Raw genomic sequence first — 25,444 nt, 5'->3', positions numbered from 1 at the left:
CAGACCGCTGCGGCGTGGGCGTGTCGCCGCAGGAAATGTAACGTTCTTGAAACATAAAAGACACGCAAGGGTAAAAAATACCGCCTATGCTAGATAGTGGCGTGTGGCTCACAACTGCCGCCGCCCAAACCAAAACCTAAGGAGCATTCCGAATGTTTACCAGTCCCCAGGAAGTTCTCGACTTTATTAAGGACGAAGAAATCGTCTTTGTCGATATCCGATTTACCGACATGCCCGGCGTGCAGCAGCACTTTAACCTTCCGGCTAAGGCGGTGGATGAGGACTTCTTCATTCATGGTCAGCTGTTCGATGGCTCCTCTATCCGTGGTTTCCAGGGGATCGCAGAATCTGATATGCAGCTCATCCCGGACATTGACTCGGCCTATATTGATCCGTTCCGCATGGAGAAGACCCTGGTGATCGTGTGTTCTATTGTGAATCCCCGCACCGGCGAGCCGTATCATCGTGACCCGCGCGGGGTGGCCGAGCGTGCCGAAGAATACCTGAAATCTACCGGTATTGCAGATACGGCGTTTTTTGCTTCCGAAGCTGAGTTCTTCGTCTTTGAGGACGTCCGTTACCAGGTAGAGCCCAATTCTGTGTTCTATACGATTGATTCCGATGAGGCATACTGGAACACCAGCCGCAAGGAAGAAGGCGGCAACCTTGGTAATAAGACCCCTGTCAAGGGCGGTTATTTCCCGGTCTCCCCTGTCGATAAGCAAGCCGATCTGCGTGATGCCATGTGCGTGGCGATGGACCAGGTGGGGCTCGAAGTTGAGCGCAGCCACCATGAGGTGGGCTCCCCCGGACAGGCTGAGATTAACTACAAGTTCTCCACTCTCACCAATGCCGCTGACGACCTGCTAAAGTTCAAATATGTTATTAAGAACACCGCCGATGAGTGGGGCAAGTCGGTCACGTTCATGCCTAAGCCGGTGTTTGGGGATAATGGCTCGGGTATGCACTGCCACCAGTCGCTGTGGATGGGCGGTGAGCCGTTGTTCTATGATGAGCGTGGTTACGCGAACCTCTCTGATGTTGCCCGCTGGTATATTGGCGGCCTGATTGAGCATTCCTCCGCCGTGTTGGCGTTTACCAACCCGACCGTGAACTCCTATAAGCGTCTGGTGCCTGGCTATGAGGCCCCCGTGAACATGGTGTACTCGCAGGGTAACCGCTCAGCCGGTATTCGCATCCCGATCACCGGCGCCAACCCGAAGGCTAAGCGCCTGGAGTTCCGTGCGCCTGACCCCTCGTGCAACCCTTATTTCGCGTTCTCGGCACAGCTGATGGCCGGTCTTGACGGTATCCGCAACCGTATCGAGCCGCCAGCGCCGATCGATAAGGACCTGTACGAGCTTCCCGCCGAAGAGGCCAAGGACATTAAGAAGGCTCCCGCTAACCTTGAGGAGGCGCTGGCTGCACTTGAGGCAGACCACGACTTCCTGCTCGAAGGCGGCGTGTTCACTGAGGACCTGATTCAGGCATGGATTGATTACAAACGCACGAACGAGCTTGAACCGCTCTCGCTAATTCCTCACCCGCTGGAGTACCAGCTGTACTACGGCGTCTAATCGGTAAGAACCCAAACTTAGTGTGCCCCGTTCCTCCAAACACCAGGTAAAGGAACGGGGCATCTTTTGTTTTAAAATCTCAAACAGCACGGGTATCTGCTGAACCCGAAGTTTATAAAAACAGGATAAGCTAGAGTGAGCTTATAGTCGCTATAGACGTTTCAAAAAATGGTAGTTTAACGTTCCTTCCAAGGAACAGCTGTATATTCTGTGTTCTCTCATAGTGCCTAAGGAAATATTTCCATGAATATCCTTATCGGTCTTATACCCGCGCTATTCTGGGGCATTCTGCCGCTGTGCGTCTCTAAGATTGGCGGCAAACCGACTCAGCAAATTATGGGCACCACGATGGGTGTGCTTCTCACGGGTATTGTGGCTTCTCTGCTTTTCTTCCCGATGCGCCTTGACGCTTGGGCGTTCTTCTTATGTTTCCTCTCCGGGGCAAGCTGGGCGTTCGGGCAAATAAACCAGTACCGCGCGTTTACCCAGATCGGTGTTTCTCAAACCATGCCTTTATCAACTGGGATGCAGCTGGTAGGCACCTCGTTAATGGGTGTGGTGGCATTCGGCGACTGGGGTACCGTGCAGGCTAAAGTGATCGGTGCCGTGGCTCTGACGCTTATTATTATCGGTATTTGGATGACCACGAAACAGGAACATCCCGAGCCGCACTCGGGCGGAAATATGCGGGCCGGTGTTATCACACTCTTAATTTCTACCATCGGATATGTCGGATATTCATTCTTCCCCAATTATGTGAGTGTAGACGGGTGGTATAAATTCATGCCGCAGTCAGTAGGTATGGTGGTAGCGGCTATCACGATGTCTATGCTGACCCGCGATGGCACCCGCCCTTGGGATAAGAAGTCTTTGCAGAACATGATCTGCGGCGTGATTTTCTCGGGTGCTGCGTTAGCCTACCTGGTGTCTATTGAACCGCATCGCAATGGCGTTGCCAGTGGGTTTACGCTCTCACAGATGAACGTTATTATCTCGACTTTAGGCAGTATCCTGCTATTGGGCGAGAAGAAAACAAGGCTGGAACTGCTGTACGTCTTAGGCGGGCTTGCTCTTGTAGTTATTGGCGGCGTTCTCATTGGTACGCTTTAGCCGTACACTCCGCCACGTTCTTGCCGCGTGTTCTCTATATTTCGTGCGATACGCACACATCACGTTAGAATAGTGGAACTGTCTTTTTCACCGATATACCTAAGACCAGGAGAGCCCGTGTCCGAATTCATCGCCAAGCATTTTGACGAGCTGACCGCTCACGAGTTGCAACAAATCCACATTATCCGTTCACTGGTGTTTACGGTGGGTCAGCAATCGACTGATCAAGAGCCTGACGATGCTGATTTCGAGTGCATCCATATGGTGAATGAAGACGAATCGGGAAAGGTTCTAGCGTATCTGCGTCTATTCGATCTTGAGAAAGTTCAGGATGCACGCCACCGCTATATTCCGGGCGCATGGACGTTCGGCCGTGTGGCAGTTCACCCAGATGCTCGCGGCACCGGCCTGGGACGTAAACTTTTGCACGCCGCCCTGGAGTGGATTCGGGACAACACAGACGCGAAGGAAATCGTGATCGCCGCGCAGGCATACCTAAAAGACACCTACTACAGCCCCGAAGGGTTTGTGGAACGCGGTGAGCATTATATGGAGTCCGGGATTGAGCATGTTGAGATGGTGCTCAAACTCTGATCAAAAGAAGAAGCTCCCTCACCCGGTACGGTGAGGGAGTCACCTTCTTAGTATTTAGCCGCCGTACAGCAGCACCATGTCGCTGATAATACGGTCAAGCCTTCTAATATCAGCGCCGCGCGAGAGCTTAATTTTAATACGGCCCACCTTCGTCCACAGCTCGAGCTCAGAGTTTATGTCGATGGTGCCAGCGTTTTCGGAAGACCACATGAGGATATGCTTGTACGGCAGCGAGTAAATCTCGACCTTTTTACCGGTAATGCCCTGGGCGTCCCTGACGATGAGGCGTTTATTAGTGAAGATAGCGCTGTCACGGAAGGTTTTGTAGGCAAGGAACGGCTGTTCCCCTTGCACCATAAGGTCGGCAGCGTCCGGTGGGATGGGGCATTCGCTGACGAAGGTCCATGATAGTGCGGCGATTCCGTTCACGTTGTTGTCTCCTTTGTTACTGCCGTCGTTTGCCATGTTGCCTGCTTTGGCGAGCATACCTAAAACGTCGAGATCCATTTTTCTCCTCAGTGAGAGCACAGTCGCTTCTTTAGAGTAGCTGTGGTTTCTGCCAGTTACCCTTAAGTACCCTGGGAGGTTGCTGGGGACGGGCGTAGAATGGTGGTGGAGTCAAAACATAGGCGATGGAAGGTGAAAAGGATGGCATACCAGCCGACTCGGCTTAACGGTGAAACTGTGTTCCGTAACGAGGTGTTCCAGACCGGTCTGATGTCACAGCTGCTGGATGGCGTGTACGACGGCGAGATGACCATTGGTGAACTTCTCAGTCACGGTAATTTTGGGGTGGGCACGTTCAACGGGCTAGATGGTGAGATGGTAGTGCTGGACGGGGCGTGTTACCAGGTGCGTCACGATGGTTCGGTGTCAGTCCCGGATTTGACCGATCAGACCCCGTACGCTGTGGTTACGAATTTTGTCCCCATGATTAAACGGGAACTGCCGCAGAATATGCTCCGTAAGTCCACGGCTCAGGTGCTTGATAATTTCACGGTGTCAAAGAACTACATGTACGCCATTAAAATTTATGGCGAGTTCGAGTGGGTGCGTACCCGCACCGTGGTGAAGCAGGAGAAACCCTACCCTAAGATGGTGGCGGCTACCGAGAACGAGGACATTGTTCAATTCGATAACCTCTCAGGCACGATTGTTGGGTTCCGCACCCCCATCTACGAGCAGGGTATTTCAGTTCCCGGTTGCCACGCCCACTTCATTGACGACGACCGCACGCACGGCGGGCATGTGGTGGACTTTAAACTGAAATCGGCACAGGTAGAAATCTGCCCCGGCACCGGTTTACAGCTGCATTTGCCCCTTACGGCGGAGTTCTCATCAGCGAACCTCTCCCCCGAGGATTTGGCGGACCAGATCTCGAAGGCAGAGAAACATTAGCGTCTCTTTGGCGCCACAGCATATTGTCGGCCCCCGCACAGTACCTCAGTTAGGTGCCGTACGGGGGCCGAACCAGTATGCGCTGATGGTTTTAGGCTTCGGGCACGAACTCGTCGTGCCCCAGAGAACGCAGGGCAGCACGTACCGTTGCGGCGTCCGCATCAAGCTCTTCGGTACTCAGATTCTTTAACGCGTTCGCCGGGTCATACTCAGCCATGCTATCGGCTGGGAACAGGTGAATGTGCGTGTGCGGTACATCAAACCCTGCAATCATTAACGCCACGCGGTCCTTATCGAAGGCCTGATCCAGAGCCTGAGAAATCTTATGCGCCACAGCAAACAGGTGGGCTGCCAGCTCCGGCGGAAGATCTGGCCACCGGTCAATCTCCTCGCGAGGCACCACCAGCAGGTGCCCGTGCGAGGCAGGCATAATGTCCATAAACGCCACGCACTTCTCATCTTTCCACACAAACCGCCCGGGAATCTCCCCCGCAATGATCTTGCTAAAAATGCTGCTCATCATATGCTCCTGTTACCTTCAGAAAATCTCAAATACCCACAACCGGTGAGGGCTACAGCTCGACCGTATCACCGGGGTTTAGGTGCGTGAACTCGGTGCCGTATTTACCGCCAAGGGTAGTAATCAGCCCCTCAATAATCCCCGTGCCGTTCTCATTAATCATGCCATTATGGATTGGGTAGGCCCGCCGGGCCCCCACCGCAATCACAAAATCGATAACCTCCTGGACCTTTCCCCACGGGGCATGCACCGGCACCAGTACATTGGGAGCTTTAACCCTGTGCGGCACCACCAGAGAATCACCAGGATGGTACACAGTACCGTTCACCAAATACCCAATATTGGCGATGACCGGGATTAACGGGTGGATCAGTGCGTGCTGCCCGCCAAAAGTCTGTACCTGAAAACCGGGAACCGTAAACTCGCTGTCAGCGGTTACGGCATTCACTTTCGCGTCCGGCACTGTTTCAAGAATCGTCTCCGTAACGGCCTGCGGCGCCCAGATACGTAGCTCGGGGTGCTCAGAAAGTAGCGGCAACAGACGGGCAGTATCGAAATGGTCGGGGTGGGCGTGTGTTATCACCAGATAATCGGCGCCATCCAGCAGCCGGGCGTGCTCTCCCTCAGGTGCAAAATTACCGGGGTCAAAAACCAGTGCATGCCCCTCATTCTCAAGGCGCACGCTCGAATGAGTGTACTTCGTCAGCTTCATACCATCCAGTCTACTGTCTTCAGCCCTAGCAGGCGACGCCTATCACACATTTTCTAAGCTATCCACTGCAGCGCACACCATTTCAAAGAGCTCACAACAATCTCCTAGGATTTACTTTCTTTCATCGCCACCAGCTGAGAAAACCATAAAATACGCACCAGCAGGGCAAGAATTAGTGTAAAGTCGTTGAGAAAGGAATCCACTCTCAAATTATCCGAGGTGCTCCATCACACCGGAAGGCAATACATTGGATACCCACATCCCCGTTCGTAAAATCGTCAAACACGCCGAAGCCCGCAACACCCGGCAGCGCCGCGTTATCAAAGCAACCATGGCTGAGTTGGGAGATTTTATCTCAGCTCAAGATCTTCACCTCATCCTCGCTAACCGCAAGGAACAAGTTTCTTTAGCTACCACCTACAGGGTGCTGCAGTCCCTCGCCAACACAGGCGAGCTCGACGTCATTAAAGGAGTCGAAGGCGAATCCCTATACCGGCATTGTCAAGCAGACACCCACCACCACCACCTGCTGTGCCGCAGGTGTGGGAAAGCCGTTGAGCTAGAAGCACCAGCCATTGAAGAATGGGCGCTTTCTATGGGTAAAAAATACGGGTTCTCAGAGCTTGAGCACGTGGTTGAAGTAACCGGCTACTGCCCCGACTGCACGATTGAACGCCGCAAAAATGAGTCCCTGGTAACCATCGAAATACAGTAACCGAAAAGAAAAGCTTTTAAAAATGTGGGCCTCACCCCGGTACGGGGTGAGGCCCACATCTTTTCTTTCTTTTATAGGTGCGCGGGATGGTGGTGCGCATCCGTGTCTTCGGCAACCGACCGGCCTGATGCGCTGTGCCTGCGCATAATAGCGCCAATCACACGGCACACAATATAGATGAAGAACGAAACACTGGTAACGTACGGGCTAATCGGCAAAGAACCAGCCAGCGCCAGCAGAATACCGCCCACGATCGCGGCCTCAGCAAACAGCACTGACAGAAGCAGTGTGCGCAGCGGAGAAGCCGTCACCTGCATTGCCGCCGCTGCCGGAGTAATCAGAAGCGCCAGCACCAAAAGAGAACCAACCACCTGCACCGACAGCGCCACTGCAATCCCCAGCACCACCATAAACACCAGCGACAGGGCGCGCATCGGCACCCCTTTCGCGTGGGCGACCTCTGGGTCTAAAGAAGCGAAGCTCAACGGCCGCCATACCAGCACCAGAATAGTAATAATAACGATGGCGCCGCCAATCATGTTACCCAGCTGGTCAGCGTCTACCGAAACGATCTGCCCCGTCAAAAGCGAGAATTTATTTGCGCTGCGCCCCTGGTAAAGAGACAGAAACAGAATGCCCAGCCCCAAACCGAACGGCATAAGCGCACCAATCACCGAGTTTGAGTCATGTTTTTTCACGCCCAATATGCCGATAAGAAGCGCCGAAACAATGGAGCCCACCATTGAGCCAGTCACCACATCATAACCGAGCAGTAACGCTAAAGCAGCCCCGGCAAACGACATCTCAGAGATACCGTGCACCGCAAAAGCGTGGTCGCGCATCATCACAAATACGCCCACAAATCCGCCAATGATGCCCAGAACAGCACCAGCCAGAATAGAATTTTGCAATAGCTGAACCAGCTCGCCGTAGCGTTCAAACACAAAAATGCGGGAGAGCAAATCCCCCTGCTGGGTGGAGGATGCGGCCGCCAGTACGTGCATCATGCCTGACCTCCCGGATGGATACTCTTGGTGTTTATTGTTTGGTTGCTGCTATGGGCTGGGTTGGTGGGAGCGTTGGTAGTCTCCCCCTCATGCGTATCCCGTGCAGTTAGGCCCGCGGTTTCTTCCTCGACAAGGTGGGTTCCGCCGCTATGTCCCTGCCCTACTATGACGTACCGTCCATTAGATTTAAGGACGTTTACCGGAGTCCCGTACAGCTCGCTGAGGGTCTGTGTCTGCATTACCTCGTCAACGGCTCCCACCGTAAACCTGCCATTTGCCAGGTACAGCACTCGATCCACGTGCTCAATAATCGGGTTAATCTCATGAGTGACAAACACTACCGAGAGTCCGTGGTCCCGGTTGAAACGGTGAATCAGCTCCGCAACGGCATACTGGTGGTTCAGGTCAAGAGACAGTAACGCCTCATCAGCTAACAGGATTTTAGGGTCATTCGCCAGAGCCTGCGCGACCCGCAGCCGCTGCTGCTCACCACCGGAGAGCAGCCCCACAGGAACATTAGCGTACTCGGTGGCGCCCACAGCTTCCAGCAGCTCATCAACCTTCGCACGGTATTTACGGCCTGAGATCCGAATACCCCAACGATGCCCGTCCACGCCCAAGCCCACAAGGTCACGGGCACGCATGGGGGTGGAAGTAGCGATCGCTTTCTGCTGCGGAATATACCCTACACCGGGGTTACCCGCGCGGGCGGGACGGCCCAGGACCGAGACCTCACCAGCCGACATACGCATGAGGCCCAGTACCACTTTTAGGAAAGTGGATTTACCCGAACCATTCGGGCCGAGTACCGCAAAATATTCACCCCGGCCAATATCAAGGGTGAGATTGTCCCAGAGGGAACGGGTGCCAAACGATAGGCTACCCCCGCGAATTGAAATCGCGGGGGTGCCGGAGGTAGGTGAATTATTCACTTAGGAGAGTGCCTTTTCAAGGTTGCTGACGTTGCTCTTCATCCAGTCCACATATTTCGTGTTTTCAGGCAGAGTCTCAGTAAACGATACGTTAGCCACGCCCGAATCCTTTGCAGACTGGAGTACCTCCTTAGTCTGCGAGGTTTCGGTCTGCGAGTTATAGGCAACCAGGTTTACCTTCTTTTCGGTCACCAGGTCTTTGGTCTCCTGCAGAGTAATCGCGGGGACGTCCTTCCCCTCTTCAACGGCTTCAGCGAACTCTGCGGGGGTGGAGTTCTCAGCACCGGTTGAAGAAATCAGATAATCGGGCACAGGCTCAGTGGCGATGTATTTCTTGCCCTTGCCGCTAATCTTCTTAGCAGATTCTTCAAGGGAGTCAATTTCGCCGGTGAGTTTCTTCGCGTTCTCACGGTACTGGTCGGCGTGGGAACTGTCGATCTCGGCAAGATCATCAGCGATCTTATTGGTCACCTTCTTCACCGTGTCGAAGTCGTACCACAGGTGCTCGTTAAACTCGTGGGCGTGCTCGTGACCGCCACCCTCCTCAGCCTCACTGCCGTGGTTATGGCCGTGGCCTTCTCCCCCGCTGTGATGCTCAATCAGGTGATCATAGTCGGCGTCGGAGAGCTTACCGCTGGTCTTTACGGCGTTCACAACCTTCTGGTTGTTCTGCCCCGCGTCTTTTTCCAGGAAGTAGTCGTAGCCGCCGCCGTTTACAACTGCCAGCTTAGCGTCCTTAATCTGGAGCTTATCGGAGGCGGATGCCTCGTAGGAGTGGGGGTCGGTAGCGGTAGAGCTCACGAATGCATGGACATCCACGTTATCGCCACCTACCTGCTTAACAAGGTCAGCGTACACGTCAGTGGAAGTGACAACCTTAACCTTCGCGGTGTTACTGCCGCCACCTGAACCACCCGACGAGTTATTGGAGGTAGCGCACCCGGTCAGTAGCGCGGAGGTCATCAAAAGCGCGGATGCCGCACCAAGGATCTTCTTCATATTTAGACTCTTTCATGTATGTGGCTGGTTCGGGTATACACCAGGCTACAGTTAGTGATAACTGTTTTCAATTATGGCGCGCCGAGAAAGGATTTTTAACAACACTAAAGCACGCCATTACCCGTATAAACAACTCTTTATTTGTCGTTTGATGCGCGGCTTGCTGCCTGCAGCCTCCGCACCCTATCCTGCGTGGTGTCCTTGATTTCACCCACCAGTTCCTCAAGCACATCCTCCATAAAGACCACGCCCAGCGACCGGCCATTGCTCCCCACCACATGCGCCAAATGCGAATTATTACCCTGCATTATAGCGAGCGCATCATCAATATCGGTTTCGGGAGCAACCACCGACATAGAACGCACCAGCCGCCACCCGAACGGAATATGTTCACGCGCAGGCGGCACCGCAAGAGCATCCTTCAGATGCAGGTACCCCATATATGAGCCCTCGGGGTCGGTCACAATAAACCGGGAGTACCCGGTGCGGGCCACGGCGTGCTCCAGCTCAGCCGGGGTGCACCCGAGGGTGAGGGTCTGCACCTGCTCACGCGGGACCATAATCTCGGACACGCTCTTCTCGGTAAATTCCAGGGCCCCGCCGATCACGCCCGCATCGTCTTCAACGGTTCCTTCAGCCGTGGATTGAGCCACAATAGACTGCAGCTCACCCAAGGTAAAGGTTGAGGCAACTTCGTCTTTGGGTTCTACACGCACCCATGCAAGCACCCGGTTTGACATGCCGTTCAGCAGAGCTACCACGGGTGCAAAAATGCGGGCTACTCGCATAAGAGAGGGCACAATCCACAGGGCAATACCACGTGCCGCCAAGGTGACAGCAGCGTTTTTGGGAACCATTTCCCCAAAGATAACGTGCAGGTAGGTGACCAGTATGAGGGTGAGAGAGAAAGCCGCCACATCCACAGCCACAGGTGGGATGCCTGTGGCAGCTAGGGGGTGCTCCAACAGGTGGTGCAGGGCTGGTTCTGAGACGTTCAAAATGAGCAAGGAGCAGATAGTGATACCCAGCTGGCAGGTGGCCAGCATGAGGGAAACGTTCTCAAGGGCGTACAGTACTTTTTTGGCTCGCAGGCTACCATTCTCGGCAAGGGGTTCGATCTGGGCCCGGCGGGTAGACATAATGGCGAATTCCGCAGCCACGAAAAAAGCGTTTCCCGCGAGAAGGAAAATGAGCAGGCCAATAGCTATCCAGTCGTTCATGTGCGCTTCTCCCCTGCTGCTGTACGGTTCCTGCGGGCGGGTACTGTTCGCAGGTACATTGTTTGGGCGGTGTCGGGAATAAAACGGATGCGGTCAACTCGGCGCCCGTCAATAGCGTCTACCCGTAACGTACCGCCAGGTACCGGCACGGTGTCTCCTTCATCGGGGATACGTCCTAGGCGCTCCATCATGAACCCTCCCACCGTCTCATACTCGGGGTTCTCTTCAACCGTTAGTTCGGGTATATAGTTGTTGATTTCGCCGGGTCTGCGCAGCCCGGAGAAAACCCAGTCACCGTTCCCGTATTGCAGAGGCCGGTCGGTACTGTCACCTACGTCATGCTCGTCAGATACTTCTCCAACAATCTCTTCAACAAGGTCTTCGAGGGTGGTAATCCCGGCGGTGCCCCCGTATTCGTCGAGTACCACCGCAAGCTGCAGGGCGCCTTCTCGCAGCTGCGTCAGGAGGGCATCCACATGCAGGGTCTCAGGCACCTGAAGCACGTCTTCAGCGAGGGTTCCAGCTTCAAGGGTTTCTCGCACCTCAGCGGGCACACCCACAGCTTTTTTGACATGTACTACGCCCACAATATTGTCCCGGTCTTCCCGGTACAGAGGAAAGCGGGAATGCCCGGTGGAACGTGCCAGCTCAATAACCTCAGCCACGGGGGCGGTATCTTCTAACATGGTGACTTTCCCGCGCGGGGTCATGACTTCCGAGGCAGTCAGCTCCGAAAAGCTCAGTGTGCGATCCACAAACCGGGCGGCGGATGAATCAAGAGTGCCGCGTTCGGCGGAACGGCGCACCATAGCGGAGAGTTCTTCGGGGCTGCGGGCGGCAGACAACTCCTCCTGGGCTTCCATCCCAAAGAGGTTCAGAATTTTATTAGCTGAACCGTTCATAAAAAGCACCACGGGTTTCATGAGGCTGGTAAATGCCAGCTGCACCGGTGCTATGCGGCGTGCTACCTGGTATGGCTGGGCAATGGCGAGCCCTTTAGGCACGAGCTCCCCCAAAAGCATTGATAACAGGGTGGCGATACCCATCGCAAGAATAAGGGTGAGCGCATGCGCCACGACCTCGGGCAGCCCCAAGGAGGTAATGGCCCCGGAGGCGAGGGAGTTAATAGAAGCATCCAGCGTGTAACCGGTGAGTAGGGTGGTGATGGTAATCCCCACCTGGCAGCTTGAGAGCTGGGTTGAGAGGGTTTTTAGGCATTTAAGAACCGCATCTGCCTTACGGTCACCGGCGGCACGGGCCGCCTGTACTGCGGAGCTTTCCAACGCCACCAGAGAAAACTCGACAGCAACAAAAAAACCGGTCCCGAGTATGAGCACTAGACCGATAATAAGTAGCACGATGTTCACGCGCGCACCACCCGCACGAGAGCACCGCTGGCTGAGGTAATGATTATCACAGGGTAACTAGAAGGGTCATCCATAGGCTATATTCTAGCGAAGTTTTCTCCCTCATCCGAGGGTAAGGGAGGATTTAGCTCTCAGTGTTCGGCCGGGCTGCTGGGGCTTTTACAGATTTCTGATGGAGATTCTTGAGGGCACCTTCTCATGAGATGACGTCCTGCCTATGCACCCGGTGCATATTTCTCAAATTTCTTTACAGAGTTAGTCGCGTCCAGGTGGAAAGTTAGGCACCCTTCTCTCTACACTATTAAGCAGAAACACCGGCGTGCCGCCGGTGGCAAAGATGCCGTGACAACGGCACCCTTAGTCTCAGCGGCGCGCGGGCTGTAGCGTGATGATTCGCCCCTCAATGATGCGGGTCTTCAGTGCCGGGGACTCCCCCGGACGCGACGGATAAATTCACAGTAAGGAAGAGGCGTCAAAGTGCCAAATCTGCCAGATCACCTGGTACCTGAGGAATTTGCCGGTAACGAATGGTTCGTAGAAGAGCAGTATGAGCGTTACCAGCAGAATAAAAATCAAGTGGCTCCCTCCTGGTGGCCTATTTTTGAGTCTATTGATAAGGCTATTTCGGGTGCCCCAGCGGGCGCGAATACTACTGAGGCTGTAGCGAGCGCATCCACCACCGCAACCGTTGAGAAGGATACTCCCAACACGGCACCAGCCGCGGCAGAAGCCCCGAAGAAGAGCGCCGCTGCACCGGCTAAGGACGCACCCCTGACCGCCCCCAAGGCAGACACCCCCTCACCAAAGGCGAAAAACGTGGAAGAAGTAGAAGATAAGATCGTTCCCCTCCGTGGTCCTGCAAAAGCTGTGGCTACCAATATGGAGGATTCCCTTACCGTCCCCACCGCGACTACTGTGCGCGCAGTCCCGGCAAAGTTGCTGATTGAGAACCGTGCTGCGATCAATAAGTATTTGGCGCGTACCCGTGGCGGCAAGATTTCCTTCACGCATATTATTGGTTACGCCGTAATTCGTGCGCTGGCTGCTATGCCGTCTATGAACGTCACGTACGGGCATGATGAAAAGGGCAAGCCGATTGCTATTCACAACGGGCATGTGAACTTTGGTTTGGCGATTGATCTGCCCCGCCCTGACGGTACCCGCAGCCTGGTGGTGCCGAACGTTAAGGGTGCCGAGACTTTGAGTTTCTTGGAGTTCTGGGAGGCGTACGACGATATTGTGAAGCGCGGGCGTGCCGGGCAGCTGGGTCTTGAAGATTTTACGGGCACCACCGTTTCGCTCACCAACCCCGGTGGTATTGGTACGGTTCATTCGGTACCGCGCCTCTCTAAAGGGCAGGCCGCGATTATTGGTGTGGGTGCTTTGGAGTACCCGGCAGAGTTCCGCGGAGTTTCTGACAAGATCATCTCTCAAAACGCTATTTCGAAAGTAATTACCCTCACCAGCACCTATGATCACCGTGTGATTCAGGGTGCCGGTTCGGGCGAGTTCCTGAAGATCGTAGAAAGCTACCTGCTGGGTGCTGAAGGCTTCTACGACGAGATTTTTGAGGCTATCCGTATTCCCTTTAAACCGCTGCATTGGTCGCGCGATAACCAGGTTGACCCCGACATTGAGGTGTCAAAGGTTGCCCGTATCCAGCAGCTCATCCACGCTTACCGGGTGCACGGGCACCTTGTGGCGCAGACCAACCCGCTCGGCTACCATGTGCTTTCCCACCCCGATCTGGAGCTTGAGAAGTACGGGTTGAGCCTGTGGGATTTGGACCGCGTGTGGCCCACCGGCGGGTTCGGGGACAAAGACGCGCTGCCGCTACGCACCATTTTGGAACGCCTGAACGAGGCGTACGCGGGCACCCTAGCCGTGGAATACATGTACAACGAAAGCCCCGAGGTGCGCCAGTGGTTCCAGGACCAGCTGGAGCACGGTTATACCAAGCCCTGCCGTGAAGAGCTGCTGCGTGTGCTGAATAAGCTGGTTGAGGCTGAGGCGTTTGAGAACTTCCTGCAGACCAAGTACCTGGGCCAGAAACGTTTCTCCCTTGAGGGCGGTGAGTCGCTCATCCCGCTGCTTGATGCGATTATTGACAAGGCCGCCAGCAAAGACATGAACGGTGTGGCTATTGGTATGGCGCACCGTGGCCGCCTTAACGTGCTGACTAATATCGCTGGGAAGTCGTACGCACAGATTTTCCGTGAATTCAGCGGCACCGCAGAGCCTGCGCATGGGAACAGCTCTGGTGATGTCAAGTACCATCTGGGCACAGAAGGTACGTACACCTCTGACTCTGGCAAGCAGACCCAGGTGTACTTGGCGGCTAACCCCTCCCACCTTGAGGCGGTCAACACTGTGCTTGAGGGTATCGTGCGGGCCAAGCAGGACGTGCTCAATGAGCAGGGTGTTGAAGGCCGCCCGATTCTGCCGATCCTTATCCACGGTGATGCAGCATTCGCCGGGCAGGGCATCGTTATGGAGACCTTGCAGATGGCGAACCTGCGTGGCTACACTACCGGCGGCACCGTGCACATTGTGGTCAACAACCAGATCGGTTTCACCACCACCCCCGAGGACGGACGCACCGCAACCCACGCCACCGACATTGCGCGTATGACCAAGGCTCCGGTGTTCCACGTGAACGCCGACGACCCCGAGGCTGTGGTGCGCGCCGGGCGTATGGCATTCGAGTACCGTGAGCGCTTTGGCCAGGACGTGGTCATTAACCTGTTGTGCTACCGCCGTCGCGGCCATAACGAGGCGGATGACCCGTCAATGACTCAGCCGAAGATGTACCAGATCATTAATGAGATGCCCTCAACCCGCACCCTGTACGCTAGGGCCCTTGTTGGCCGTGGCGATGTCACCCAGGAAGAAGCGGATGAGGCTCTGAACGCCTACCATTCGAAGCTGGATGCTATTTTCGCGGAGACTCAGACGGCTGTTCCGCTGGTTCACAGTGCGAATGTTGAAGGTATTGAGCTGCCCTCGTCGCAGCAGGGTACCGAGGTGGTTCACGGCGGTGTCACCGCGATTTCGCGTGATACTTTCGAGCTTATCGCCAACTCATTTGGTAACGTACCCGAAGGCTTTACTGTGCACAAGAAGCTGCAGAAGCTTCTGCAGCAGCGTGTCGAAATGGGTAAGAGCGGTAAGGTGAACTGGGGTATGGGTGAGCTGCTTGCGCTTGGTTCTGTCCTGCTGGAAGGCACCAATGTGCGCATGAGCGGGCAGGATGTGCAGCGCGGCACCTTCGTGCAGCGTCACGCGGTTCTGCATGATCACCTCACTGATCAGGAGTGGTCGCCGCTGCAGAACCTCGCAGCCGAACAGGGCACGCTGCGTATCTATAACTCACTGCTGTCGGAGTACGGTGTGATGGGCTTTGAGTACGGGTACTCTGTTGAACGCCCGGATTCGCTCGTGGTGTGGGAGGCACAGTTCGGCGACTTCGCGAACGGTGCACAGACCATTATTGACGAATTTGTTTCCTCTTCGGAGCAGAAGTGGGGGCAGCGTTCCTCGCTTGTGCTGCTGCTGCCGCACGGCTATGAGGGGCAGGGCCCGGATCACTCTTCGGCCCGTATTGAGCGGTACCTGCAGTTGTGCGCGGAGAACAATATGACCGTCGCGGTTCCCTCTACCCCGGCCTCGTATTTCCACCTGCTGCGCCGCCACAGCCAGCACCGTCCGTACAAGCCGCTGGTGGTTATTAGCCCCAAGCAGCTGCTGCGGCTCAAGAGCGCAACCTCATCAATTGAGGACTTCACCGAGGGCTCGTTCCAGCCGGTAATTGGTGACCGTTCGGGTGTGAACCCGGCCGAGGTTGAGCGCCTGGTGCTCGTCTCAGGCCGCCTGTACTACGATCTTGAGGCTGAGCGTGCTAAGCGCGGCGACACTAAGACCGCGATTGTCACGGTTGAGCAGCTGTATCCGCTGCCCGAGGCCGAAATTAAGGCGCAGCTGGCCCTGTACTCAAACGCCCAGGATGTGGTGTGGGCCCAAGACGAACCCGCGAACCAGGGCCAGTGGCCTTTCATGGCCATGAATCTGCTGCCGGTTATAGACCGCCCGGTACGTCTGGCTGCCCGCCCCGCCTCGGCCTCTCCCGCTGCGGGCACCGGCAAACGCCACACCGCCGAACATGAGGTTCTGCTGCAGCAGATTTTTGAAGGCTAAACCGGTTCAATAGGTAGTGAGTCTCATGTGAGGGCCCTGTCTTCTTCATTTGTCAAGAAGGCGGGGCCTTTGCCCTTACATTGGACGCGTCTGAGGATACGTGCTGTGCCCTGCACTGGCGCGGATGCGCGCCCCGGTTATCTAAAACATGCCACAAAGTTAGATAAACAGCCCGTGTACCGCTTATGCTTGTAGTTAGAGAATTTTGCACATAAGGGTGAAGCGCCGGGCGCTACCACCGATAAAAGAAGAAAGATTCCCGTGGAGCAACGCAATATTCGACTCGTAGCCGTCGGCGACGACCTGCTCGCGGGTGTGGGTGACCCCCGCACCTTAGGCTGGTTCGGTCGTGTCATGGCCCGCACCCCCCACAATAATGCATCTATCACGGCCTATAACCTGGCCGCCCCCAACGAAGGCAGTGATCTGCTCAATGAACGCTGGTTTGAAGAGGCACGCCGCCGCTTCGCACCCGGTGCCGATAACCGTCTCGTGATAGCCCCCTCCACGTTCGACATTGATCTAGGGCTCACGAGCGCCCGTTCACGTCTTAACCTGGCGAACATGGTGGATATGGCCTCGCAGAATAACATCAGGGTGCTGGTGGTAGGCCCGCCTCCCACGCTCGACGCTGAGCGGAACAGGCGCATTGCCGACTTGTCGGCTGCCTACGCAGATGTGGTAACCCGCCGTAACCAGGTGTATGTTGATACCTTTAACCCGCTGCTGCACCATGAGCAGTGGCGTAACGATTTGGCGACCAATAACGGGCTGCCTGGGCAGTCCGGGTATGGCCTGATCGCTTGGCTGGTGCTGCACCGCGGCTGGTACTCTTGGCTGAGTATCCCGGAGCAGCCCTAGACCTTTTCTGCGACGCGGATTCTGCGTGTTTTTTCGCTCACTGGCGGCGGATAAGATGCATTCGCGTCATTTTTATGAAAAAATAAACGGCGTTGCCCTAGTGCTCAGCCCCGTGTCCTGTACCCGGAGCGTGTACCTGAACAGGGCGGTCAGCGGGGTGTGCCTCTTCAGTAGTGGCGCACCCACCCAAGAATGAAGGAGGCTCGCATGAGCAAGCGCGGTCGCAAGCGTAAGGATCGTCGTAAGAGCGGCGCAAACCACGGTAAGCGCCCCAACTCTTAAGGTCGCTTTGCATACGTTATGAACCCCGGTGTTTCTCAGCGCCGGGGTTTTGCTTTACCAGCAAGCTCACGGGGAATAAAACCCACCGCAGTTTTGTTGGAGCCAGCAGGAACACCCGGTGCAGGTATGCTGGAGGAAGACCCTGAACGCAGATGTGCCGTCCTGGTGGCGGCAGGAAAGAGAGCAGATGAGCGAGATTAACGCCGCTGAGGCGACGAAGACTCTCGACAGCCGTGAGCTCCGCACCCGTTTCACCACAGATGCGATGCAGTACGTGGATCAGCTGTACGCTGCTGCACTGCGGATGAGCCGCAACCCCGCCGACGCTGAAGACCTCGTGCAGGAAACCTACACGAAGGCGTTCGCCTCATTCCACCAATTCAAGCAGGGCACGAACCTGAAGGCCTGGCTGTACCGCATCCTCACGAACACTTACATTAACCTGTACCGCAAACGCCAGCGTGAACCGCAGACCGCTAACGCTGAGGCCGTCAATGATTGGCAGCTGGCCCGGGCTGGTGAACATGACGCTGTGGGGTTACGTTCAGCTGAGGCCGATGCGCTTGCCGCTTTACCGGATACCGAGGTGCGTGAGGCGTTCTCGGCCTTAGCGGAGGATTTTCGGATGGTTGTTTACTATTCCGATGTTGAGGGGTTCAGCTATAAGGAGATCGCCGAGATTATGGATATCCCGCTGGGGACGGTCATGTCTCGGCTGCACCGCGGCAGGCGTATTCTGCGTGAAAAACTGGTTGATTATGCCCGTGAGAACGGTGTGCGCCCCTCAACGATTGAGAAGGCGCTGAGCAAAAAGTAGTTTTTATTCCAACTGTTAGTGATAAGGAAATCCCGTGGAAAAAACAGAGGATTGCGGGGGAAACCCCTGCTCTGAACAGCTCAAAAGCATCTACGAGTATTTGGATGGTGCCTTAAGCGCCGAGGAGATAGCTCAGTTACAGGAACATCTTGATAATTGTGCGCACTGTGCGGAGGCCAAGAATCTTGAGGAGCTGGTGCGTGCCAAGATTAAAAGCTCGTGTGCACAGCAGGCTCCGGAGGCGTTGAAGACTAAACTGATGGGGTATATTGACGAGTTTTGTGCTACTGCGTAGTACCGTGTCGTACTGTTTCACGGTGGGACCCACAGGCGGGTGCCCGGTAGAATAGTAGGCGGGGTGGCTGTTGCCCACCCGTTATGGCTGATGCCGCGCCGCCTATTAATAAGATTGTGGGGATACATATGAGTGATACGGCACCCGTTCACCCCGGGGCGACACCGGGTGACTGGCCGGCCCCCCTATTCACTGGTGAACCTGGCGCACGGGCGACGGTACGTATCCCCGGGTCTAAATCACTCACTAACAGGTATCTTCTGCTGGCGGCCATGGCGGACTCCCCATCTGTTGTGCACGCCCCGTTACATTCGCGTGACTCTCTGCTGATGATAAAGGCGTTGGAGGCCCTTGGGGCACGTTTTGAGTCTTTAGAGACAGACTCACCTTTTGGCCCTGACCTGCGGGTCATCCCCATTGATTTCTCTTCCGCCATCCCGCGTTACAGCACTATTGATTGCGGGCTGGCGGGAACCGTTATGCGTTTTGTGCCTGCTCTGGCGGCGTTATTACCTGGCGAGTTCGGCTTCGATGGGGACGCGCACGCTCGCAAGCGCCCTATGGCTCCCCTGCTAGATGGCTTGCGCCAGCTGGGGGTGGATGTGCCCTGTGAGGGCGATCAGGCCGATGCGTTACCTTTTACGGTGCAGTCTTCGGGTTTGGCGCAGCACCCTGTTGAGGGCTCCGCAATCCCAGAGGTGCGTATTGATGCCAGCGCGTCTTCCCAGTTCGTTTCGGCTTTTCTGTTGGTGGCCCCGCGTCTGCCGCAGGGGCTGGTGATTCGGCACGTTGGGGAAGCGGTACCCTCAGTGCCGCATATTGAGATGACTGTTGAGACTCTGCGTGAGTTGGGCGTTCGGGTGGAGAGCTCTCCTGAGCAGTACACATGGGTGGTGCGCCCCGGAGCTATCCGCGGGTTTGAGAAGACGATCGAGCCGGACCTATCAAACGCTGGCCCGTTTCTTGCGGCGGCAACGGTGACAGGTACCTCTGTGACGATTCCCGACTGGCCCGCCCCGGCGGGTGACGGTCAGCCTGGCACCACTCAGGGGGGCGATATGTGGCGCGAGCTGCTGCCAGCAGTTGGTGCGACAGTCTCTTACAGTGATAAGGGGCTGACGGTCACGGGTTCCCCCGCAGTGGGGGGCGAGAGAGAGTACGTTTTTGACTTGGCACGATGCGGGGAGCTGGCACCCACGCTAGCCGCCATTTGCGCTTTACTTCCGGCACGTACCGAGCTGCGTGGTATCGCGCATCTGCGTGGGCATGAGACAGACAGGCTGAAGGCCCTAAGGGCCGAGATTAACCGGTTGGGCGGCTCTGCCCATGAGCTTGATGACGGGCTTGTTATTGATGCTCCTGTTCAGCGGGCAGCCACCAATGCGGCGGTGACGGTTCGCACCTACGAGGACCACCGTATGGCCACATTCGCGGCGGTATTGGGGCTGCGTGTGCCCGGTGTGGTGGTTGAGAATATTGCTACCACCGCCAAAACCCTCCCCGATTTTGTCGGCCTGTGGAATAACATGTTGGGCCAGCTGGAAGGGAGCCGCTAGTGGGTTCGTCGCGGCTGAATTCCCGTGATGTGCTGGACTGGGACGAGTCAGATGTGCGGGTGCGCCCCAATAAGCGCGGGTCACGGCCGCGTACGAAAGACCGCCCCGCCCACAAGAGCGCGATTCGTGGCCGTGTCATTACGGTGGATCGGGGACGCTGGTCCGTTGTTGTCGCCGAAGGCACCGTTAATGAGCGCACCCTAGTCGCAACCCGGGCCCGTGAGCTCCGCCGTACCGCAATTGTCACCGGCGATTTCGTGGATGTGGTGGGTGATACCTCCGGCAAGAAAGATACTCTCGCCCGCATCGTGAGGCTAGGTGAGCGCTCCTGCGTGCTGCGGCGTAGCGCGGATGATACTGACCCGACCGAGCGTGTGGTGGTGGCGAACGCAAACCAGCTGGTGATTGTGGTGGCTGCAGCAAACCCTCAGCCCCGCACCGGTTTTATTGACCGTGCCGTTGTAGCTGCGTACGATGCGGGAATTGAGCCCATCCTGTGCGTCACCAAAACCGATATACGCCACCCTCAGGATCTGCTGGACTACTATCAGCGCTCGGGATTACGGATTGTGCTCTCCGCGGCATCTGATGGGCGTGCCCCGAGCGAGGAGGGCGCTGAGGGCCTCACTACCGGCCCTGTGCGTGAGCTGCTGGGCGATCTGCTGGGGAACGTGTCGGTTCTGTTGGGCCATTCGGGAGTGGGAAAATCCACTCTTGTTAATGCCCTCACGGGTGCTGATCGCGCTACCGGGCACGTGAATTCAGTGACTGGGCGGGGGCGGCACACGTCTTCGTCAGCGTTAGCGCTTCAGCCCGCCTCGGATGCAGGTGTTGAGGTTCCGCCAGGCACCTGGATTATCGACACTCCGGGCATCCGCTCTTTCGGGTTAGCCCACGTTTCGATGCAGAAGGTTGTGGAGGCATTTCCTGACCTTGCCCCCGGTGCGGTAGAGTGCCCTAGGGGGTGCACCCACACTGGTGACTCCTCCGGGTGCGGTATAACCGCATATGTTGCTCGCGGTGAGGCTGGGCCCAGTGGCGCCGACCGGTTGGCGTCTATGCGTAAACTGCTGGCGGCCCCAGACCAAGCGGGCGACGATGAGAAGGAGTTAGGCTCACTCACCTAAAGTTTCCTTCATTATGGGCGCTAAGGGCGTACCATAAATACTATGACCACCGATACGAGAACCGAATAAGGACTATGAACACGACCCCTTACACCGATGACGTGCGCCTAGCGCACACCTTAGCTGATAGCGTTGATCGAGTTGCGATGGCGCGTTTTACCGACCACAGCATGAGCGTTCACATGAAGGATGACGGCACCCCCGTCACCGATGCGGACCGTGAGATTGAGCAGCTGATCCGCGCCCAGCTGCAGAGGGCTCGTATCCGTGATGGTGTTGCTGGTGAGGAGTCGGGAACCATGGGTACCACCTCACGGCAGTGGGTTATCGACCCGATTGATGGCACCAGCAACTTTGTGCGTGGTGTGCCGGTGTGGGCTACCCTCATTGCTCTTCTGGATGAGGGCGAGCCGGTGGTTGGTCTAGTGTCTGCACCCGCGTTACAGCGCCGCTGGTGGGCCGCCAAAGGCTCAGGGTCCTATGCTGGTAAATCTTTGGCTCGCGCCACCCGCTTAGAGGTATCAAAAGTCGCTAATATTGCGAATTCTTCACTATCGTACTCAGATTTTGCGGGGTGGGCTGAGAACGGTATGGAACAGCGGTTCTTCTCCTTAGCACAGTCCGTGAAACGTACCCGCGCTTACGGCGATTTCTGGTCGTACTGCTTAGTGGCAGAAGGCGCCGTCGATATCGCGGCTGACCCGCAGCTGAACATGCACAATGTGGCTGCTCTGGTGCCGATTGTGAGGGAAGCTGGCGGTAAAATCACCACATTTAACGGGAATAATGCGACATCAACCACGTACAGCCAGCGCACGAGCGTGCTGGCCACAAATGGTGCACTGCACTCAAAAGCGCAGGGGCTGCTGAGCGATATCGGGATTAGCGAGGACTAGCTCTCTCGCTCTTCTCTGACATATGTATGCAGGGAGGGGACGCACGTTCTGTGCGTCCCCTCCCTGCATCTTATGTTTCCTGTTGTATTAGAAGAAAGCAAGCACATAGAGCACCGCAGATCCTATCAATCCCAGAATGCTCAGGCCTCCCAGAACTATAGCTAGTGAGCCGAAAGTGGTTGTACGGGAGGATGCGGAGGTTTTAGTTTTAGTCTTTCCGCTGACCTTAAACGCGTAGATCCCTAGGATGAATGCCATAAGTGCCGGAAGCAACCCACCCATGAGTACGTTAGTGACTTGCACGATCTCGTAGGGCCGGTACAGTGACGCAGCGCGCGCGAGAGTAGTGAGACTCTGAACCCCAGAGTATACAAGCGAGAAAAGGGCTAGAGCAAAACCACCCACTGCGTAGAAATAACCGGGTCCGCGGATATCGCCGGGCGCTCGCCCGTAGGGGCGCCGGTACTCGTCGGGCACCTCGTACTCGGCAGGCATACGGTTGTAGCTGAAATCGTAGTCTAGAGCGCTTATACCAGCTACCGTGGGCGCGGCTTGGGGGTGCACTGTTTGGGGGCTCAGCTGGGCAAGCGGCGGCACAGGTTGCATGGGTGAGGAAGGCTGGGCGTAGGGGTGCTGTGTATTAGGTGTGGGCTCCATATGCCGTCTCCTGCAAAAAATCTTTACTGGTATCACCCCGCATATGTTCGCCTTCCTGCCGGTGGGGCGGTTTTTAGCGGGCGTGCTCTCTTTACGATACTACGGCATCCTGGGGAACGATGCACGGCATAAGCGGTCTATTAAAATAGTAAGCCGCCTGGCATCTCCACTAGTGTGGAGGCGGCCAGGCGGTACTGTAGCAGGTTCGTCCCGTGGAGCGGAACCCTGGGGATTTCTGTGGAGATGCGGGGAATCGAACCCCGGTCCGTTGTGGCTTCGACGGGGCTTCTCCGTGCGCAGTTTGTGAAAACGCTACTTTTCGGCTCCGGTGCTTGCACAAACACTTACACCGACGAACCTATTCGTATAAAAAGTTCCGCTAGCCCCTACGACAAGGGCCAGCAGCAGTGGCCTTTTAAAACGATGCCGGTCCCTGAGCCAAAGGCATGCTCAGGCCGACAGACTGCAACTCGCGCTTAGGCAGCGAGTGCGAAGTCAGTGCGCTTAGATTCTGCACTTATTTGTTTGCAGAGGGCGTTAACGAGATAACCCTGCGTCCTCGGCACGCTTCACCCATCTCGACTCACATCGTCGAAACCGATCATCCCCCTATGCTTTTATCAAAAAGCGCCGTCCTGAACGTTTTCCGTATCCATACCTAGACGGCACGGCACCGCTCAGTAACGGTTAGAGAATCAGTATAGCCGTAGCGCTCATGTATTGCAAACCTTGTGTGGGGTTACCGTGACGCTTCTGCTGGGAGAGACAGTAAAAGGGTGATGTCTTCTACTCAGAAGCATCCCCTTTGAAGGACGGTACCTATTTGGCGGGAACAGTCATGGAGCTTCCATCGTCAAGTTCACATGTGACGTGCCCGTTGCCGTCGGGAGTGCCAGCTTCACGACAGTCATTCTCCAGCTGTATATGCAAGAAAACAGTGATTGTAATGGTAACTGCTGCTACCAGAAGGGCCAGTCCCCCTGTGACCATACCACCTATAGCGAATCCTTTACCGGTGGCAGTTTTCTTACCGATCTTATTAAGCGCAACAATCCCTACAACTATGGCAAAGATACCTAACGGTATTCCCACATAGTAGAAGATCCCCAGAAACAAACTCAATAGGCCAACAATGAGCGAGGTAATCGCAAGAACCGCATTGGGGACGGTATCCTGCCCAGGGTAGGCACCATAGTTGTCGTAAAGGTCATAGTAATCGTAGTCATATCCTGGTGCGTTTATACCCTCGTACCCAGGATGTTGTTGATACTGCCCTGGGTGGGTACCGTAGCCGGGTGCCTGCTGCCCAGCATAGTACCCCTGCTGCTGCGGGTAGCCCGGTGCCGGGGCTGGGTAGGAGGCCGGGTAGTCCCCCTGTCCTTGCGGCGGAGTACCAGGGTAACCGGGGTATTGCTGGTACGGATTATGTGACATCTATACCCTTCCTTGGGGCTCGGCGATTACCGCACGATTTTAAAACATGCGTGAGTCCATTTTACGCGAATCAGATGTAAACGCACGGTACCCTGCGGTTAGCCGCGTCTAACCGCGCAAAAGAAGGCTAAAACGCGCCATCAGCAGAGATGTGCGCCCTCCCCAGTGAGCCGCCCCAAGCTTACAGAATCTCGTGAACTACTATTCCACCCCTAGTGTTTACAGAGAAGTTCTGCCCGTCAATATGACAGATCACCGTACCGTTGGAGTCCTTCTCACTGGTATCAACGCAGTGCTGTATTTTGCCGTACCAGGTAATCAGGACAATACTAGCTTGTTTTACCTCAGAGCCTGCTTTGCTCCCGCGCTGTGTCTCCGATATAAATACCACTAACTAGGGTGCCCCAACCACAGCGGCTGAGACACCCTAGTTTCCCATATTCTATGTACATATAATTCGTTAATACATATTTTTAAAAAATGGTGGTATTAATAATCCTGTACTTATTGTGACTGGTGGAGTGTACAAGTTTTACGGGCCGCCCATATCATCTACATATTAGCGACGATACGTGGTGGTAGTTTTTGAGTACCCAGTGAATTTCATCCCCATAACTTCACAGGTATATTCACAATTAGAATTGTGTTGGGCTTTCTTTGCGCACTCCTGCATCTGCACAAAAACCATAATGTTGAAAATCAGCACACCAACAGCCAGGATGATAGACAGGGTACCCAGAATGGTACTGGTAATAGCCATCCCTTTACCACTTGCGTTACCCTTCTTAATTTTTGCAAGAGCAACTATAGCGGGGATCAGGCCGACCATGCCCAGCAGGCCACCGACCATGAAAATAGCGGTTAGCAGGCCGAGGATGGTCAATACAAGGGCAGTAATCGCCAGTGCAGAGCTTGGCTTCGGTTGGTAGCCCTGCATGGGCGGTGGTACCGGCACACCTTGCGGAGGCAAAGCCGAAGCAGCTTTTGGCGTCTCACCGGGCCCATTCCCAGGGTCAAAGTTGTCAGATCCTTTGTCGGTTGATAGCCTCACAAAGTTACGAGGCTACACACCATTATACGGAAACACCTATCTATTCCTCAGGCTTTCTGCGGTGACGTCCCATATCAGATTAGGTTTTTGAATAATTCGCTAGCCGTTTCTCGCGCTGACAAA

The 25,444-nt window shown here is 55.7% G+C and carries 24 protein-coding genes and 1 other RNA gene; 13 read left to right on the top strand and 12 right to left on the bottom strand.

Going from position 1 to position 25,444, the window contains the following annotated elements; translation table 11 throughout:
- Positions 1 to 152: 152 nt before the first annotated feature.
- The 3 genes from glnA to D8M23_RS01345 all read left to right on the top strand — a co-directional run bounded on the left by glnA (position 153) and on the right by D8M23_RS01345 (position 3,281).
- Positions 153 to 1,577 carry a type I glutamate--ammonia ligase gene (glnA, locus tag D8M23_RS01355; protein WP_126853240.1) on the top strand — a complete coding sequence of 475 codons (1,425 nt, stop codon included), beginning with the start codon at positions 153 to 155 and terminating at the stop codon, positions 1,575 to 1,577.
- Positions 1,578 to 1,820: 243 nt separating this feature from the next.
- Entirely contained in the window at positions 1,821 to 2,687 is an 867-nt protein-coding gene (locus D8M23_RS01350) for a GRP family sugar transporter (protein ID WP_126853238.1), read from the top strand.
- Positions 2,688 to 2,804: 117 nt separating this feature from the next.
- Positions 2,805 to 3,281: a GNAT family N-acetyltransferase gene (locus D8M23_RS01345; protein WP_006887394.1), complete on the top strand. Its 477-nt coding sequence runs from the start codon at positions 2,805 to 2,807 to the stop codon at positions 3,279 to 3,281.
- A 54-nt stretch (positions 3,282 to 3,335) separates the two neighbouring features.
- Here the strand turns inward: D8M23_RS01345 and D8M23_RS01340 are convergent, their stop codons facing one another.
- Complete coding sequence (locus D8M23_RS01340) at positions 3,336 to 3,788, bottom strand: PH domain-containing protein (RefSeq protein ID WP_006887364.1); 453 nt, start codon at positions 3,786 to 3,788, stop codon at positions 3,336 to 3,338.
- Positions 3,789 to 3,929: 141 nt separating this feature from the next.
- Between D8M23_RS01340 and budA the strand changes: the two genes are divergently transcribed.
- The gene (budA, locus tag D8M23_RS01335) at positions 3,930 to 4,679 is read left to right on the top strand and encodes an acetolactate decarboxylase (protein WP_006887379.1); all 750 of its coding nucleotides are present in this window, start codon (positions 3,930 to 3,932) and stop codon (positions 4,677 to 4,679) included.
- Positions 4,680 to 4,770: 91 nt separating this feature from the next.
- Here the strand turns inward: budA and D8M23_RS01330 are convergent, their stop codons facing one another.
- Positions 4,771 to 5,199 carry an HIT family protein gene (locus D8M23_RS01330; protein WP_126853236.1) on the bottom strand — a complete coding sequence of 143 codons (429 nt, stop codon included), beginning with the start codon at positions 5,197 to 5,199 and terminating at the stop codon, positions 4,771 to 4,773.
- A gap of 52 nt (positions 5,200 to 5,251) precedes the next feature.
- Positions 5,252 to 5,911 (bottom strand): MBL fold metallo-hydrolase, encoded by a 660-nt coding sequence (locus D8M23_RS01325; protein ID WP_126853234.1) that lies wholly within the window; start codon positions 5,909 to 5,911, stop codon positions 5,252 to 5,254.
- 247 nt (positions 5,912 to 6,158) lie between these two features.
- Here D8M23_RS01325 and D8M23_RS01320 point away from each other — a divergent pair, with 247 nt between their 5' ends.
- A complete protein-coding gene (locus D8M23_RS01320; RefSeq protein WP_126500245.1) occupies positions 6,159 to 6,626 on the top strand; it encodes a Fur family transcriptional regulator in 468 nt (155 codons plus the stop codon).
- A gap of 71 nt (positions 6,627 to 6,697) precedes the next feature.
- On the opposite strand, the gene D8M23_RS01315 is transcribed toward D8M23_RS01320, so the two are convergent.
- From D8M23_RS01315 to D8M23_RS01295, 5 genes are all read right to left on the bottom strand, one after another.
- On the bottom strand, positions 6,698 to 7,633 hold the full coding sequence (locus D8M23_RS01315) for a metal ABC transporter permease (RefSeq protein WP_094757725.1): 936 nt from the start codon (positions 7,631 to 7,633) through the stop codon (positions 6,698 to 6,700).
- Complete coding sequence (locus D8M23_RS01310) at positions 7,630 to 8,565, bottom strand: metal ABC transporter ATP-binding protein (RefSeq protein ID WP_126853232.1); 936 nt, start codon at positions 8,563 to 8,565, stop codon at positions 7,630 to 7,632. The genes D8M23_RS01315 and D8M23_RS01310 overlap by 4 nt, the downstream gene beginning before the upstream one ends.
- Positions 8,566 to 9,564 (bottom strand): metal ABC transporter substrate-binding protein, encoded by a 999-nt coding sequence (locus tag D8M23_RS01305; RefSeq protein ID WP_023134012.1) that lies wholly within the window; start codon positions 9,562 to 9,564, stop codon positions 8,566 to 8,568. It abuts the gene before it with no gap.
- A gap of 137 nt (positions 9,565 to 9,701) precedes the next feature.
- The gene (locus D8M23_RS01300) at positions 9,702 to 10,784 is read right to left on the bottom strand and encodes a hemolysin family protein (RefSeq protein ID WP_126853230.1); all 1,083 of its coding nucleotides are present in this window, start codon (positions 10,782 to 10,784) and stop codon (positions 9,702 to 9,704) included.
- Positions 10,781 to 12,151, bottom strand: a complete 1,371-nt coding sequence (locus tag D8M23_RS01295) for a hemolysin family protein (RefSeq protein ID WP_126853228.1) — start codon at positions 12,149 to 12,151, stop codon at positions 10,781 to 10,783. The genes D8M23_RS01300 and D8M23_RS01295 overlap by 4 nt, the downstream gene beginning before the upstream one ends.
- Before the next feature lie 477 nt (positions 12,152 to 12,628).
- Here D8M23_RS01295 and D8M23_RS01290 point away from each other — a divergent pair, with 477 nt between their 5' ends.
- From D8M23_RS01290 to D8M23_RS01260, 8 genes are all read left to right on the top strand, one after another.
- A complete protein-coding gene (locus tag D8M23_RS01290; RefSeq protein ID WP_126853226.1) occupies positions 12,629 to 16,345 on the top strand; it encodes a multifunctional oxoglutarate decarboxylase/oxoglutarate dehydrogenase thiamine pyrophosphate-binding subunit/dihydrolipoyllysine-residue succinyltransferase subunit in 3,717 nt (1,238 codons plus the stop codon).
- 261 nt (positions 16,346 to 16,606) lie between these two features.
- A complete protein-coding gene (locus D8M23_RS01285; protein ID WP_006887587.1) occupies positions 16,607 to 17,206 on the top strand; it encodes a GDSL-type esterase/lipase family protein in 600 nt (199 codons plus the stop codon).
- Positions 17,207 to 17,413: 207 nt separating this feature from the next.
- Positions 17,414 to 17,488, top strand: a complete 75-nt coding sequence (locus D8M23_RS12340; RefSeq protein WP_371518435.1) for a 50S ribosomal protein bL37 — start codon at positions 17,414 to 17,416, stop codon at positions 17,486 to 17,488.
- A gap of 187 nt (positions 17,489 to 17,675) precedes the next feature.
- On the top strand, positions 17,676 to 18,305 hold the full coding sequence (locus tag D8M23_RS01280; protein WP_051344421.1) for a sigma-70 family RNA polymerase sigma factor: 630 nt from the start codon (positions 17,676 to 17,678) through the stop codon (positions 18,303 to 18,305).
- Positions 18,306 to 18,339: 34 nt separating this feature from the next.
- Positions 18,340 to 18,600, top strand: coding sequence for a mycothiol system anti-sigma-R factor (gene rsrA, locus D8M23_RS01275; protein WP_006887573.1), 261 nt, complete (start codon positions 18,340 to 18,342; stop codon positions 18,598 to 18,600).
- 83 nt (positions 18,601 to 18,683) lie between these two features.
- Entirely contained in the window at positions 18,684 to 20,156 is a 1,473-nt protein-coding gene (gene aroA, locus D8M23_RS01270) for a 3-phosphoshikimate 1-carboxyvinyltransferase (RefSeq protein ID WP_126853224.1), read from the top strand.
- On the top strand, positions 20,156 to 21,283 hold the full coding sequence (gene rsgA / locus D8M23_RS01265; RefSeq protein WP_126853222.1) for a ribosome small subunit-dependent GTPase A: 1,128 nt from the start codon (positions 20,156 to 20,158) through the stop codon (positions 21,281 to 21,283). Before aroA ends, rsgA begins: the two co-directional genes overlap by 1 nt.
- A 74-nt stretch (positions 21,284 to 21,357) precedes the next feature.
- Entirely contained in the window at positions 21,358 to 22,179 is an 822-nt protein-coding gene (locus D8M23_RS01260) for an inositol monophosphatase family protein (protein WP_023134019.1), read from the top strand.
- A gap of 87 nt (positions 22,180 to 22,266) precedes the next feature.
- Here the strand turns inward: D8M23_RS01260 and D8M23_RS01255 are convergent, their stop codons facing one another.
- The 4 genes from D8M23_RS01255 to D8M23_RS01240 form a co-directional block, all read right to left on the bottom strand.
- The gene (locus D8M23_RS01255; protein ID WP_126853220.1) at positions 22,267 to 22,836 is read right to left on the bottom strand and encodes a hypothetical protein; all 570 of its coding nucleotides are present in this window, start codon (positions 22,834 to 22,836) and stop codon (positions 22,267 to 22,269) included.
- Between the two features lie 235 nt (positions 22,837 to 23,071).
- Positions 23,072 to 23,445, bottom strand: a transfer-messenger RNA (tmRNA) gene (gene ssrA, locus D8M23_RS01250).
- Positions 23,446 to 23,655: 210 nt separating this feature from the next.
- Entirely contained in the window at positions 23,656 to 24,270 is a 615-nt protein-coding gene (locus D8M23_RS01245; protein ID WP_126853219.1) for a DUF4190 domain-containing protein, read from the bottom strand.
- A gap of 559 nt (positions 24,271 to 24,829) precedes the next feature.
- Positions 24,830 to 25,321: a DUF4190 domain-containing protein gene (locus D8M23_RS01240; RefSeq protein ID WP_238693721.1), complete on the bottom strand. Its 492-nt coding sequence runs from the start codon at positions 25,319 to 25,321 to the stop codon at positions 24,830 to 24,832.
- Positions 25,322 to 25,444 lie beyond the last annotated feature (123 nt).

The sequence above is a fragment of the Rothia sp. HSID18067 genome, from assembly GCF_003989445.1.
Classification (GTDB): Bacteria; Actinomycetota; Actinomycetes; order Actinomycetales; family Micrococcaceae; genus Rothia; species Rothia aeria.
This window is presented reverse-complemented; position numbering and strand designations above follow the sequence as displayed.